The organism is Pseudescherichia sp., assembly GCF_031998825.1.
In the GTDB taxonomy this organism is placed as follows: Bacteria; Pseudomonadota; Gammaproteobacteria; order Enterobacterales; family Enterobacteriaceae; genus Pseudescherichia.
Genome location: NZ_DAMACX010000075.1, coordinates 1 through 13412 on the forward strand (window position 1 = coordinate 1; position 13412 = coordinate 13412).

Below are 13412 nucleotides of genomic sequence, written 5' to 3' on the forward strand. Positions count from 1 at the left end.
TAAGCAGGGCCTGCTCGCTCTGCTGGGCGGCGACCAGCGTCTGCTCCTGGTCAGTAAGCACCTGCAAACTTTCATTCAGCGTCTGGGCCTGCTCTGCGCTCAGCAGCTGAATGCCTTCGGCCTGGGCCTGGCGCTGCTCCAGCTCGCTGCGCGCCGCCTTGTGCTTTTCAAACACCATCGCCGAGATCTGGCCGTAGATCTCGGTGCCGGTCAGCTCCTCCAGCAGCTCGGCCCGCTCTTTCGGTTTGGCATTGAGGAAGGCGGCAAACTGCCCCTGGGAGAGCAGCATCGAGCGGGTAAAGCGGCCGTAATCCAGTCCGGTGAGGGTGGCGGTCAGCTCCAGCTTATCTTTCACCTTGTCGGCAAGGATTTTGCCGTCGGCGCAGAGCGCCAGCTCCACGCGGGGTACCTGGAGATTACCTCCGGCCTGGTTGCGGGCGCGGTTCTGGCTCCAGAAGGCGCGGTAGGCAATGCCTTTTACCTCAAACTCCACCTCCGCCAGACACTCGGCGGTGTCGCGGGTCATCAGGTCGTTCTGCGACTGCGAGACGTTGCTCAGCCGCGGCGTCTCGTGGTAGAGGGCCAGGCAGATGGCATCCAGCAGGGTGGTTTTTCCCGCCCCGGTCGGACCGGTGATAGCAAACAGACCGTTGCTGGCAAACGGCTCGGCGGTAAAGTCGATCTTCCACTCCCCCTTCAGGGAGTTGATATTCTTCAGGCGCAGGGTAAGAATTTTCATGCGTCCTGCTCCTGAGTCAGCTCTTCGACGGTTGCGCTAAAAAGGGTTCGAATCCGCTGGCCCTGCGCCTCGTCCGGCTCCTCCAGCGCCAGGCGGCGCTCGAATACCTCCTCCACGCGCAGCTCGCTGAGGGTTTCCCGCAGCTCGCCCGCCATCATCCGCTGGCGCTGCTCGCGGCTACGGCGCACCAGCAGCACGTCGACCGGCAGGTCCTCGGTCATCGCCTGGATACGGCGCTGCATGTCCGTCAGCCAGTCGTCGGTGGTGATCTCGATATCGAGCCACACCGGCGGCGAGGCGGGGGCGTCGCGCCACTGCTCAAGCTGCTGGCCAATGGCGGCGAGATCGCCTTTGATCACCGCCAGCTGCTGGGTGACCGGCACGGTCAGGGGGGTAATGTCCGTCAGCCTGCCGTCGGCGAAGGTGACCAGGTTAACGCTTTTCGCCTTGCCGGTTTCATCGAAGCTGAGGGCGATGGGCGAGCCGCAGTAGCGGATATGCTGCTGGCCGCCAATCACCTGCGGACGGTGAATGTGCCCGAGGGCGATGTAATCCACAGGCGGAAAGTTTTGCGCCGGGAAGGCGTCCAGGGTACCAATATAGATGTCGCGCACCGCGTCGCTTTTGCTGGCCCCGACGGTGGTCAGATGGCCGCTGGCGATAATCGGCAGCGCAGCGTCGTCACGCAGAGCGCAGGCCTGCTGGTACTGCTGCTGATAGTAATTGGTGATGGCCGCCAGCAGATGCTGCTGCTTCTCGCTGCCGGAGAGCCCCGCCTGGCTGGTAACGATGTCGCGCGGGCGTAAAAACGGCACCGGGCAGAAGACCGCGCCGGGCGAGCCGTCGCGTTGCTTAAGAATGAACGGCGCGCAGCCTGCCGCCGCCACCACGGTGGTATGTAGAAAGGCGAGGATCTCCCGCGACTCGTTCAGGGTGGCAACCGAGTCGTGGTTACCCGCCAGAACCACCAGGTGGCAGCCGGTCTGCTGGAGCTGAACCACGAAGCGGTAGTAAAGCTCGCGGGCGTAGCTGGGGGGCGAGCCGGTATCAAAAATGTCGCCAGCGACGATAATGGCATCGACCTGCTGGGCCTGTGCCGTCTCCAGCAGCCAGTCAAGAAAGGCGGCGTGTTCAGCGGCCCGGCTTTTGCTGTAAAAGTTTTGGCCGAGGTGCCAGTCAGAGGTATGAAGGATGCGCATATTCGTTCCATGGCAAAAAAGCGTAAGGCGGATTATAAACGTTTAGGCACAGCGGGAAAGCGGCGATCGACTTCCGGGTGTCATCTGCAATTTTTCAGATTCATAATGCCTTCACGCTTTTCATAAATCTGTCATAAATCTGACGCATAATGCGACGCAACATATTGATTACAACTATATAGGGCAAACCATGGCGAGACGTATTCTGGTCGTAGAGGATGAGGCCCCCATTCGGGAGATGGTCTGCTTCGTGCTCGAGCAAAACGGCTTTCAGCCTGTTGAAGCGGAAGATTATGACAGCGCGGTGAACCAGCTCAACGAGCCGTGGCCCGATCTTATCCTGCTCGACTGGATGCTGCCCGGCGGCTCCGGCATTCAGTTTATCAAACACTTAAAACGTGAAACCCTGACCCGGGATATTCCTGTTATGATGCTCACCGCACGCGGTGAAGAGGAAGATCGCGTCCGCGGCCTGGAGACCGGGGCGGATGATTACATCACCAAGCCCTTCTCGCCGAAGGAACTGGTAGCGCGTATTAAGGCGGTAATGCGCCGTATCTCGCCGATGGCGGTAGAAGAGGTGATTGAGATGCAGGGCCTGAGCCTCGATCCCACCTCCCACCGGGTAATGACCGGTGAAAACCCCCTCGACATGGGGCCGACGGAGTTTAAGCTCCTGCACTTCTTTATGACTCACCCGGAGCGCGTCTACAGCCGTGAACAGCTGCTGAACCACGTCTGGGGGACCAACGTTTACGTTGAAGATCGCACGGTAGACGTGCATATTCGCCGCCTGCGCAAAGCGCTGGAGCTGAGCGGCCATGACCGTATGGTGCAGACCGTTCGCGGCACGGGTTACCGTTTTTCGACCCGTTTCTAATCATTGACTGGAGTGTGACGCGTGCTGGAACGGCTGTCATGGAAAAGGCTGGTCTTAGAGCTGTTTTTAAGCTGTATTCCGGCGCTGGTGCTCGGAGCAATGTTTGGCTATCTGCCGTGGTTTTTGCTGGCCTCGGTCACCGGATTACTGATCTGGCACTTCTGGAATCTGCTTCAGCTCTCCTGGTGGCTGTGGGTAGATCGCAGCATGACCCCACCTCCGGGGCACGGCAGCTGGGAGCCTCTACTCTACGGCCTGCACCAGATGCAGCTGCGCAACAAAAAGCGTCGTCGCGAGCTGGGCAGCCTGATCAAACGCTTTCGCAGCGGAGCGGAGTCGCTGCCGGATGCGGTAGTGCTTACCACCGAAGAGGGGGTGATCTTCTGGTGCAACGGCCTGGCCCAGCAGCTGCTGGGGCTACGCTGGCCGGACGATAACGGCCAGAATATCCTCAACCTGCTGCGCTACCCCGAATTCACCCAGTATCTTAAGCAACAAGCCTTTTCCAGACCGCTCAACCTGGTGCTGAACAACGGGCGACATCTGGAGATCCGCGTGATGCCCTACAGTGAGCAGCAATTGCTGATGGTCGCTCGCGACGTGACACAGATGCACCAGCTGGAAGGGGCGCGGCGCAACTTCTTTGCCAACGTCAGCCATGAGCTGCGCACCCCGCTAACGGTATTGCAGGGCTACCTGGAGATGATGCAGGAGCAGACCCTGGCCGGCGCGACGCGGGAAAAGGCGCTGCACACCATGCGTGAGCAGACCTCCCGCATGGAGGGGCTGGTGAAGCAGCTGCTGACGCTGTCGAAAATTGAGGCCTCGCCGATTCAGGTGCTTGATGAAATTATCGACGTCCCGATGATGCTGCGGGTCGTCGAACGGGAGGCGCTGACCCTGAGTCAGCAGAAGCACACCTTTGAGTTCCACGTCGATAACGTATTGAAAGTATTGGGCAGCGATGAGCAGATGCGCAGCGCTATCTCTAACCTGGTCTATAACGCGGTGAACCATACCCCGGCCGGGACGCATATTACGGTCAACTGGCAGCGGGTAGAGGGTGGCGCAGAGTTTAGCGTTGAGGATAACGGTCCGGGCATCACCGCCGAGCATATTCCACGCCTGACCGAGCGTTTCTACCGCGTCGATAAGGCGCGATCCCGCCAGACCGGTGGCAGTGGGCTGGGGCTGGCGATCGTTAAGCATGCGGTCAACCATCACGACAGCCGGCTGGAGATCGCCAGCGAGCCGGGTAAAGGCACCCGATTTAGCTTCACGCTGCCGGAAAGGTTAATTGCCAAAGCCACAGGGTAGGGCAGCTGCTGTCAGTATAACTTTCCACAGGCCGCAAAATGCGGCCTGTTGGCTTTGCACCTTTCAGCACTGCACCTCTTTTTCTGCGGTTGCTGCTTTTTTGTTCGCATGATTAGCCATGTGTTTTTCTTATAATTGGCGTTTTATGCTGGTTATTTACTCTGCTCTGCTATAACCATCTGGTTTTGCGATCCCATCTTGCCTTCAAACGTTATAAGCGTTTAAATTGCGCCCCTGTCGATGACAGACAGGCTGGATTTGCGTGGTAAATCGAAAAACTATTCTTCGCCGCGCCCGGTGGGAAGCATATCCCGCTGGAATCTAATGATATTACCGCTGTATTGTCCCGTAGGGACTGGCGAAAAAGTCAACACGTTCAACACCACATCCACAGGCAGTTAATACATATGACCCATCGTTTAAAACCACGAGATATTGTTGCTCTGGGCTTTATGACATTCGCGCTGTTCGTCGGCGCGGGTAACATCATTTTTCCGCCAATGGTCGGTTTGCAGGCGGGTGAACACGTCTGGACAGCGGCCTTTGGCTTTCTGATCACCGCAGTGGGTCTGCCGGTGCTAACGGTTATCGCCCTGGCGAAAGTGGGTGGCGGTGTGGATAGCCTCAGCACCCCGATTGGCAAAGTGGCTGGCGTGCTGCTGGCAACCGTCTGCTATCTGGCCGTAGGCCCGCTGTTCGCGACCCCGCGTACCGCTACCGTCTCGTTCGAGGTGGGGATCGCCCCGCTGACCGGCGACGGCGCGATGCCGCTGTTTATCTACAGCCTGGTCTACTTTGCGATCGTTATTCTGGTCTCCCTCTATCCGGGCAAACTGCTGGATACGGTGGGTAACTTCCTCGCACCGATGAAGATCGTTGCGCTGGTGGTGCTCTCGGTTGCCGCTATCGTCTGGCCCGCTGGCCCGATCAGCCATGCTATGGAGGCCTACGAGCACGCCGCGTTCTCTAACGGTTTTGTGAACGGCTACCTGACCATGGATACCCTCGGTGCGATGGTGTTCGGTATCGTTATCGTCAACGCGGCCCGCTCTCGCGGCGTGAGCGATGCGCGTCTGCTGACCCGATATACCGTCATGGCTGGCGTAATGGCAGGCGTAGGCCTGACGCTGCTCTACCTGGCGCTGTTCCGCCTCGGCTCCGACAGCGCTTCGCTGGTGGATCAGTCGGCAAACGGCGCGGCTATTCTGCACGCCTACGTCCAGCACACCTTTGGCGGCGCAGGCAGCATGATGCTGGCAGTGCTGATTTTCCTGGCCTGTCTGGTGACCGCCGTGGGCCTGACCTGCGCCTGCGCAGAGTTCTTTGCCCAGTACGTGCCGCTCTCTTACCGCACGCTGGTGTTTATCCTCGGTGGCTTCTCGATGGTGGTCTCTAACCTCGGCCTGAGCCATCTGATCCAGCTCTCTATCCCGGTGCTGACGGCGATCTATCCGCCCTGTATCGCACTGGTTGTATTAAGCTTTACCCGCAACTGGTGGCATAATTCGTCCCGCGTGATTGCGCCAGCCATGTTTGTTAGCCTGGTCTTCGGTGTGATGGACGGCATTAAAGCGTCGGCGATTGGCGGTATCTTACCGGCCTGGACGACGCGTCTGCCGCTGGCAGAGCAGGGTCTGGCATGGTTGATGCCGACCGTAGTAATGGCGGTGCTGGCAATCTGCTGGGATCGCGCGGCGGGACGTCAGGAGACCTCCAGCGCACATTAATTTACGGTTGCGTCTTTAACCACGGGGCTTACAATCCCGTGGTTTTTTTATTTTTAAACGGCAGTGGAAACGATGGAAAGTACGAACAAGCTAAAGCGGGGATTAAGCACCCGGCACATCCGCTTTATGGCGCTAGGCTCGGCGATTGGTACCGGGCTGTTTTATGGATCGGCTGATGCCATCAAGATGGCGGGTCCCAGCGTGCTGCTGGCCTATATTATTGGCGGCGCGGCGGCATATATTATTATGCGCGCCCTGGGTGAGATGTCGGTGCATAACCCGTCCGCCAGTTCGTTTTCGCGCTACGCCCAGGAGAACCTCGGGCCGCTGGCGGGCTATATCACCGGCTGGACCTACTGCTTCGAAATTCTGATCGTCGCCATCGCCGACGTCACCGCCTTCGGGATCTATATGGGCGTATGGTTCCCGACGGTGCCGCACTGGATCTGGGTCCTCAGCGTGGTGATGATCATCTGCGCCGTCAACCTGATGAGCGTTCGGGTCTTCGGCGAGCTGGAGTTCTGGTTCTCCTTTTTCAAAGTCGCCACCATCATCATCATGATTGCTGCCGGTTTCGGCATCATCATCTGGGGCATCGGCAACGGCGGGCAGCCCACCGGCATCCACAACCTGTGGAGCAACGGGGGCTTCTTCAGCAACGGCTGGCTCGGCACGGTAATGGCGTTACAGATGGTGATGTTTGCCTACGGCGGCATTGAGATCATCGGCATCACCGCCGGTGAAGCCAAAGAGCCGGAGAAGTCGATTCCGCGCGCCATCAACTCTGTACCGCTGCGTATCCTGGTGTTCTATGTGGGCACGCTGTTTGTCATCATGTCGATCTACCCGTGGAACCAGGTGGGAACTCAGGGCAGCCCGTTCGTGCTGACCTTCCAGCATCTCGGGATCACCTTTGCCGCCAGCATCCTTAACTTTGTGGTGCTGACCGCCTCGCTTTCAGCCATTAACAGCGACGTGTTTGGCGTCGGGCGTATGCTGCACGGCATGGCGGAGCAGGGCAGCGCCCCGCAGATGTTCGCCAAAACCTCCCGTCGGGGTATCCCGTGGGTGACGGTGCTAGTGATGACCGTGGCGCTGCTGTTTGCCGCCTGGCTGAACTACATTATGCCGGAGAATATCTTCCTGGTGATCGCCTCGCTGGCAACCTTCGCCACGGTCTGGGTATGGATTATGATCCTGCTGTCGCAGATCGCTTTCCGCCGTCGTCTGTCGCCGGAAGAGATCAAGGCGCTGAAGTTCAAGGTGCCGGGCGGGGTCGCGACCACCATCGTTGGCGTGCTGTTCCTGGTCTTTATCATCGCCCTGATTGGCTACCACCCGGAGACCCGCATTTCGCTCTACGTCGGCTTTGCATGGATCGCCCTGCTGCTGGTGGGCTGGATGTTTAAACGTCGAAAAGCAGTGGCGTAAACCCCCTCACGTCGCATACTGTTCTCTGGCAGGGTTAACCTAAAGGAGAGCAGTTATGCTGAATGCCTGGCATCTTCCGGTCGCGCCGTTTGTAAAACAGAACAAAGACAAGCTGCAGGTTGTCCTGTGGCTGACCGGAGACGCGCTGCCGCTGCGGGTTACCCTGCGGGCAGAAAATGACAACGAAGAGACCTCGATCCGCATGCATCCGCTGCGCAGTGCGCCAAAGCCTGGCGTTACGGCCTGGCGGGCAGAGATCGACTTAGCCAGCGGCCAGCCGCGCCGCCGCTACAGCTTTAAGCTGCTGTGGGACGATCGCCAGATCTGGTTTACCCCGCAGGGCTTTAGCCGCTTTCCGCCTGCCCGGCTGGAGCAGTTCGCCATCGACGCACCGGATAGTGGGCCGCAGTGGGTGGCCGATCAGGTCTTCTATCAGATCTTTACCGACCGTTTTGCCCGCAGCCTGCCGCGCGAGGCCAGTCAGGACAACCTCTACTATCACCACGCCGCCGGGCAGAACATTGAGCTGCGCGACTGGGATGAGCCGGTTACCGCCCACGGCGGCGGCTCGACCTTCTACGGCGGGGATCTCGATGGCATCAGCGAAAAGCTGCCGTATCTCAAAAAGCTGGGCGTCACGGCGCTCTACCTGAACCCGGTCTTTACCGCCCCCAGCGTGCATAAATACGACACCGAAGACTACCGTCACGTCGACCCGCAGTTCGGCGGCGATGGCGCGCTGCTGCGCCTGCGGGAGAATACCCGTCGGGAAGGATTCCGCCTGCTGCTGGATGGCGTTTTCAACCACAGCGGCGACTCTCACGCCTGGTTTGACCGCCACAATCGCGGCACTACCGGGGCGTGCCATAACCCTACGTCGCCCTGGCGGTCGTGGTACAGCTTCTCCGCCGACGGGCGGGCGCTGGACTGGCTGGGCTACCCGAGCCTGCCGAAGCTGGACTATCAGGATCCCTCTCTGGTCGATGAGATCTACCGGGGCGAGGAGAGCATCGTGCGCCACTGGCTGAAAGCGCCGTGGAGCATGGACGGCTGGCGGCTGGACGTGGTGCATATGCTGGGAGAGGCGGGTGGGGCGCGCAATAATCTCCTGCACGTTACCGGCATCAGCCAGGCGGCGAAGGAGACCAATCCAGAGGCCTATATTGTCGGAGAGCACTTTGGCGACGCCCGCCAGTGGCTGCAGGCCGACGCCGAAGATGCCGCCATGAACTACCGCGGCTTTACCGTGCCGGTGTGGGGTTTTCTGGCCAATACCGATATCTCCTACGATCCGCAGCAGCTCGATGCCCAGACCTGCGCGGCGTGGATGAACAACTACCGCGCTGGCCTGTCACATCAGCAGCAGCTGCGCATGTTTAACCAGCTCGACAGCCACGACACCGCCCGCTTTATCTCCCTGCTGGGTAAAGAGGTGGATCGCATGCCGCTGGGCGTGGTCTGGCTCTTTACCTGGCCAGGGGTGCCCTGCATCTACTACGGCGATGAGGTCGGGCTGGATGGCAACAACGATCCCTTCTGCCGCAAGCCCTTCCCGTGGGATAAAAAGCGCCAGGATCTGACTCTGCAGGCGCTCTATCAGCGCATGGCAAAGCTGAGGCATAAAACCAACGCGCTGCGCTACGGCGGCTGCCAGGTGATCCACGCCGAAGGGGACGTTTTTGTCTTTATGCGGGTCTATCAGCAGCAGCGGCTACTGGTGGCGATCAACCGGGGAGAGGCGTGCGATGTCGTCATGCCGGCGTCACCATTACTGAACGTGAAGCAGTGGCAGATTAAAGAGGGGAAGGGAGAGATTATGTCAGACACCCTGCACCTGCCGGCGGTCTCTGCTTCAGTTTGGCTAGGGAATTAAGGTGCCAACGCCCGGTGGCGCTACGCTTACCGGGCCTACACCTCGCTGGAGTATCGTAGGCCGGGCAAACGCAGTGCCGCCCGGCGTTAAAACGCTACAGGTTAGTTAGATGCTCGCTCAAATATTTCGCCACGCCGTCCGGGGAGGCGTTCATTCCCTCTTTACCTTTTTCCCACTGGGCCGGGCACACTTCGCCATGCTCTTCGTGGAACTGCAATGCATCTACCATACGCAGCATTTCGTCGACGTTACGGCCTAAAGGCAGATCGTTCACCACCTGATGGCGCACGATGCCTGCTTTGTCGATCAGGAAGGAGCCGCGCAGGGCCACGCCCTCATCCGGATGCTCAATGCCGTAAGCTTTCTGCACTTCGCGTTTGATATCCGCCACCATCGCATACTTCACCGGGCCGATACCGCCTTTTTCGACCGGGGTATTACGCCAGGCGTTGTGGACAAACTCAGAGTCAAACGAGACGCCGACCACTTCGACGCCGCGCTGCTGGAACTCTTCGTAGCGTTTATCGAAGGCGATCAGCTCTGACGGGCAGACGAAGGTGAAGTCCATCGGCCAGAAGAAGAGAACCGTGGCTTTGCCTGCGGTGTGCTGTTTGAAGTTAAACTTCTCAACGATCTCACCGCTGCCTAATACCGCCGCAGCGGTGAAGTCCGGGGCCGGACGCGTGACCAGAACCATATTAAATCTCCTTTTAATAATGAGGTTATTTAGCGCAACGCGGCCAGTATAGGAGGGCGAAAAGAGAACGCAATGCTTAAAGCTGCTTATTTTGCGCCTGATCCATCATGCGCGGATAGAATTGCCAGAACAGCTGCTCCAGCGCCGGGTAGTGGGCGTCCAGATCGTGCCAGGAGTCGCGCAGGGCGTCGAGGCGGGGACGACGGTTGGCCATGCCGTTCAGCACCTGCTGAATAAACGCCATCTCGCGGTAGCGCTCCAGCCAGTTTTCCGACCACAGGTAGCTATTAAGATTGACGAACTGCGGCGGCGATACCGGCAGAATGGTAGCCACCTGGGCGCGGGCGTAGCGGACAAACTCGGTCAGCGGCCGATCGGGTGAGATCTGCGCCCAGTGGCGGGAGAGAAAGTGATCCCACATCACGTCCAGCGTAATGGGCGCGACGCGGCGGGTCTCCGGGCGGAACCAGGCCTTGGCTTCGCGGACTTCCGGCAGTGCGTCGGTCAGGGCATCCACGCGGCGGTGCATACGAATACCCTCTACGACCTCGTCAGGGTAGGTGCCGTCGGGATTGCCGCGCACAAAATCGGCGAGCAAATTACCCGAGAGCGAGCTTTGGGCAAGATGCGCCAAATGTAAATGAGCAAGAAAATTCATCGTCTATTCTTTATCCACAGGCGGGTAACGGTTGCAGGGAGCACGCCCCGGCACTAGACTACCCGCCTCTTAATTATGTCTTGAGTTAGCGTCATGCGTGTTGCCGATTTTTCCTTTGAACTACCTGAATCCCTGATTGCCCACTATCCGCAGCCTGAGCGTAGCAGCTGTCGTTTGCTGTCGCTTGACGGGCCGACGGGGGCGCTGACGCATGGTACTTTCACCGATCTGCTCGATAAGCTCAACCCGGGCGATCTGCTGGTGTTTAACAATACCCGCGTCATCCCGGCACGCCTGTTTGGCCGTAAAGCCAGCGGCGGCAAGATTGAAGTGCTGGTCGAACGTATGCTTGATGATAAACGTATTCTGGCACATATTCGCGCCTCTAAAGCGCCGAAGCCGGGTGCCGAGTTGCTGCTGGGCGACGATGAGAGCATCCAGGCTACCATGGTGGCACGTCACGATGCGCTGTTTGAGGTGGAGTTTAACGATGCGCGTCCGGTGCTGGATATCCTCAACGCCATCGGTCATATGCCGCTGCCGCCCTACATCGACCGTCCGGACGAAGACGCCGACCGCGAGCTGTACCAGACCGTCTACAGTGAGAAGCCTGGTGCGGTTGCTGCCCCGACGGCGGGCCTGCACTTCGACGAGCCGCTGCTGGCCGCGCTGCGTGAGAAGGGCATTGAGCAAGCCTTTGTGACCCTCCACGTGGGAGCAGGTACCTTCCAGCCGGTGCGCGTCGACAGCATTAAAGACCACATCATGCACTCCGAGTATGCCGAAGTGCCGCAGGAGGTGGTTGACGCCGTGCTGGCAGCGAAAGCGCGCGGTAACCGGGTGATAGCGGTAGGCACCACCTCCGTACGCTCGCTGGAGAGTGCGGCCCAGGCGGCAAAAAGCGATCTCATCGAACCCTTCTTTGGCGATACGCAGATCTTTATCTACCCGGGCTATCAGTACAAGGTGATCGACGCGCTGGTAACGAACTTCCACCTGCCGGAATCAACGCTGATTATGCTGGTGTCGGCCTTTGCCGGTTATCAACATACGATGAACGCCTATCACGCTGCCGTAGAAGAGAAATATCGCTTTTTTAGCTACGGGGATGCGATGTTTATCACGTACAATCCTTCCGCTATTGATGAGCGTGTCGGGGAATAAGTCCGCGACACCGGTTTAAACGTCAGACTGTTTTTCTGATGCTGGAGAGTTAAGTGAAATTTGAACTTGATACCACCGACGGTCGCGCGCGTCGCGGCCGCCTGGTGTTCGATCGTGGCGTCGTTGAGACGCCTGCTTTTATGCCCGTGGGCACCTACGGCACGGTAAAAGGGATGACCCCGGAAGAGGTTGAAGCCACCGGCGCGCAGATCATCCTCGGTAATACCTTCCACCTCTGGCTGCGTCCTGGCCAGGAGATCATGAAGCTGCACGGCGATCTGCACGACTTTATGCAGTGGAAAGGGCCGATTCTCACCGATTCCGGCGGTTTCCAGGTCTTTAGCCTCGGTGATATCCGTAAAATCACCGAAGCGGGGGTGCACTTCCGCAACCCGATCAACGGCGATCCGATCTTCCTCGATCCGGAAAAATCGATGGAGATCCAGTACGATCTCGGATCCGACATCGTAATGATCTTCGACGAGTGCACCCCGTACCCTGCTGACTGGGACTACGCCAAGCGCTCAATGGAGATGTCCCTACGCTGGGCGCAGCGCAGCCGCGATCGCTTTGACTCGCTGGAGAACAAAAACGCCCTGTTCGGTATCATTCAGGGCAGCGTTTACGAAGATTTACGCGATATCTCAGTCAAGGGTCTGGTAGAGATTGGCTTTGATGGCTACGCTGTCGGCGGTTTGGCTGTCGGTGAGCCAAAGGAAGATATGCACCGTATTCTGGAGCACGTCTGCCCGCAGATCCCGGCGGATAAACCACGTTACCTGATGGGCGTGGGGAAACCGGAAGATCTGGTCGAGGGCGTGCGTCGCGGCATCGACATGTTCGACTGCGTCATGCCAACGCGTAATGCGCGTAATGGGCATCTGTTCGTGACTGATGGCGTAGTGAAAATCCGCAACGCGAAGCACAAAAGCGACACCTCGCCGCTGGATCCTGAGTGTGATTGCTATACGTGTCGCAATTATTCACGTGCTTACTTGCATCATCTTGACCGTTGCAACGAAATATTGGGCGCGCGCCTCAATACCATTCATAACCTGCGTCACTATCAGCGCTTAATGGCTGGTTTACGTAAGGCTATCGAAGAGGGTAAATTAGAGAGCTTCGTGACCGATTTCTACCAACGTCAGGGTCGTCCGGTTCCACCTTTGAACGTTGATTAATTTTAATAATGAGGGAATTTAAATGAGCTTTTTTATTTCTGATGCTGTAGCGGCAACAGGTGCACCGGCGCAGGGTAGCCCGATGTCTCTGATCCTGATGCTGGTGGTGTTCGGTCTGATCTTCTACTTCATGATCCTGCGCCCGCAGCAGAAACGCACCAAAGAGCACAAAAAGCTGATGGACTCCATCGCTAAAGGTGATGAAGTGCTGACCAACGGTGGTCTAGTTGGCCGCGTAACCAAAGTAGCGGAAACTGGCTACATTGCTATCGCGCTGAACGACACCACTGAAGTGGTTATCAAACGTGACTTCGTAGCTGCCGTTCTGCCGAAAGGCACCATGAAGGCGCTGTAATCTACTGTTTTCCCAAAGGGAACTGCCGTGTTAAACCGTTATCCTTTGTGGAAGTACATTATGCTGGTCGTCGTCATTGTCGTCGGCCTGCTTTACGCACTTCCCAACCTCTATGGTGAGGATCCGGCTGTTCAAATCACTGGCGCGCGCGGCGTCGCCGCCAGTGAGCAAACGCTGATCCAGGTCCAGAA

The 13412-nt window shown here is 58.5% G+C and carries 13 protein-coding genes; 9 read left to right on the forward strand and 4 right to left on the reverse strand.

What is annotated here, in order from left to right; genetic code table 11:
• Both RTP97_RS20195 and sbcD read right to left on the reverse strand, forming a co-directional pair.
• The coding region (locus RTP97_RS20195) for an AAA family ATPase (RefSeq protein WP_312416817.1) at positions 1-739 on the reverse strand (739 nt) is incomplete at its 3' end.
• Positions 736-1938 carry an exonuclease subunit SbcD gene (gene sbcD / locus RTP97_RS20200; protein WP_312416818.1) on the reverse strand — a complete coding sequence of 401 codons (1203 nt, stop codon included), beginning with the start codon at positions 1936-1938 and terminating at the stop codon, positions 736-738. The genes sbcD and RTP97_RS20195, both read right to left, overlap by 4 nt.
• A 190-nt stretch (positions 1939-2128) precedes the next feature.
• On the opposite strand from sbcD, the gene phoB reads away from it, so the two are divergent.
• The 5 genes from phoB (at position 2129) to malZ (ending at position 9166) form a co-directional block, all read left to right on the forward strand.
• A complete protein-coding gene (gene phoB, locus RTP97_RS20205) occupies positions 2129-2818 on the forward strand; it encodes a phosphate response regulator transcription factor PhoB (protein WP_312211129.1) in 690 nt (229 codons plus the stop codon).
• A 21-nt stretch (positions 2819-2839) separates the two neighbouring features.
• Positions 2840-4135: a phosphate regulon sensor histidine kinase PhoR gene (gene phoR / locus RTP97_RS20210; protein ID WP_312416819.1), complete on the forward strand. Its 1296-nt coding sequence runs from the start codon at positions 2840-2842 to the stop codon at positions 4133-4135.
• Between the two features lie 407 nt (positions 4136-4542).
• On the forward strand, positions 4543-5862 hold the full coding sequence (gene brnQ / locus RTP97_RS20215; RefSeq protein ID WP_312416820.1) for a branched-chain amino acid transporter carrier protein BrnQ: 1320 nt from the start codon (positions 4543-4545) through the stop codon (positions 5860-5862).
• Positions 5863-5934: 72 nt separating this feature from the next.
• Positions 5935-7293: a proline-specific permease ProY gene (gene proY, locus RTP97_RS20220; protein WP_312416822.1), complete on the forward strand. Its 1359-nt coding sequence runs from the start codon at positions 5935-5937 to the stop codon at positions 7291-7293.
• Positions 7294-7348: 55 nt separating this feature from the next.
• Positions 7349-9166, forward strand: coding sequence for a maltodextrin glucosidase (malZ, locus tag RTP97_RS20225; protein ID WP_312416824.1), 1818 nt, complete (start codon positions 7349-7351; stop codon positions 9164-9166).
• Positions 9167-9260: 94 nt separating this feature from the next.
• Here malZ and RTP97_RS20230 read toward each other — a convergent pair whose 3' ends face one another.
• Together RTP97_RS20230 and acpH are read right to left on the reverse strand one after the other, a co-directional pair.
• Entirely contained in the window at positions 9261-9863 is a 603-nt protein-coding gene (locus RTP97_RS20230; protein WP_312211135.1) for a peroxiredoxin C, read from the reverse strand.
• A 76-nt stretch (positions 9864-9939) separates the two neighbouring features.
• A complete protein-coding gene (gene acpH, locus RTP97_RS20235) occupies positions 9940-10521 on the reverse strand; it encodes an ACP phosphodiesterase (protein ID WP_312416827.1) in 582 nt (193 codons plus the stop codon).
• 93 nt (positions 10522-10614) lie between these two features.
• On the opposite strand from acpH, the gene queA reads away from it, so the two are divergent.
• The 4 genes from queA to RTP97_RS20255 all read left to right on the forward strand — a co-directional run.
• Positions 10615-11685 carry a tRNA preQ1(34) S-adenosylmethionine ribosyltransferase-isomerase QueA gene (gene queA / locus RTP97_RS20240; protein ID WP_312416829.1) on the forward strand — a complete coding sequence of 357 codons (1071 nt, stop codon included), beginning with the start codon at positions 10615-10617 and terminating at the stop codon, positions 11683-11685.
• A gap of 53 nt (positions 11686-11738) precedes the next feature.
• Positions 11739-12866, forward strand: coding sequence for a tRNA guanosine(34) transglycosylase Tgt (tgt, locus tag RTP97_RS20245; protein WP_312211140.1), 1128 nt, complete (start codon positions 11739-11741; stop codon positions 12864-12866).
• Between the two features lie 22 nt (positions 12867-12888).
• Positions 12889-13221 (forward strand): preprotein translocase subunit YajC, encoded by a 333-nt coding sequence (yajC, locus tag RTP97_RS20250; protein ID WP_012904809.1) that lies wholly within the window; start codon positions 12889-12891, stop codon positions 13219-13221.
• A 27-nt stretch (positions 13222-13248) separates the two neighbouring features.
• The coding region (locus tag RTP97_RS20255; protein ID WP_312416832.1) for a hypothetical protein at positions 13249-13412 on the forward strand (164 nt) is incomplete at its 3' end.

What these genes read in the sequence shown, in the direction of transcription:
- phoB (WP_312211129.1), top strand. Translation starts at nt 2,129, where the DNA reads ATGGCGAGACGTATTCTGGTCGTAGAGGATGAGGCCCCCATTCGGGAG.
- sbcD (WP_312416818.1), bottom strand. Translation starts at nt 1,938, where the DNA reads ATGCGCATCCTTCATACCTCTGACTGGCACCTCGGCCAAAACTTTTAC.
- yajC (WP_012904809.1), top strand. Translation starts at nt 12,889, where the DNA reads ATGAGCTTTTTTATTTCTGATGCTGTAGCGGCAACAGGTGCACCGGCG.
- RTP97_RS20230 (WP_312211135.1), bottom strand. Translation starts at nt 9,863, where the DNA reads ATGGTTCTGGTCACGCGTCCGGCCCCGGACTTCACCGCTGCGGCGGTA.
- acpH (WP_312416827.1), bottom strand. Translation starts at nt 10,521, where the DNA reads ATGAATTTTCTTGCTCATTTACATTTGGCGCATCTTGCCCAAAGCTCG.
- queA (WP_312416829.1), top strand. Translation starts at nt 10,615, where the DNA reads ATGCGTGTTGCCGATTTTTCCTTTGAACTACCTGAATCCCTGATTGCC.
- proY (WP_312416822.1), top strand. Translation starts at nt 5,935, where the DNA reads ATGGAAAGTACGAACAAGCTAAAGCGGGGATTAAGCACCCGGCACATC.
- malZ (WP_312416824.1), top strand. Translation starts at nt 7,349, where the DNA reads ATGCTGAATGCCTGGCATCTTCCGGTCGCGCCGTTTGTAAAACAGAAC.
- brnQ (WP_312416820.1), top strand. Translation starts at nt 4,543, where the DNA reads ATGACCCATCGTTTAAAACCACGAGATATTGTTGCTCTGGGCTTTATG.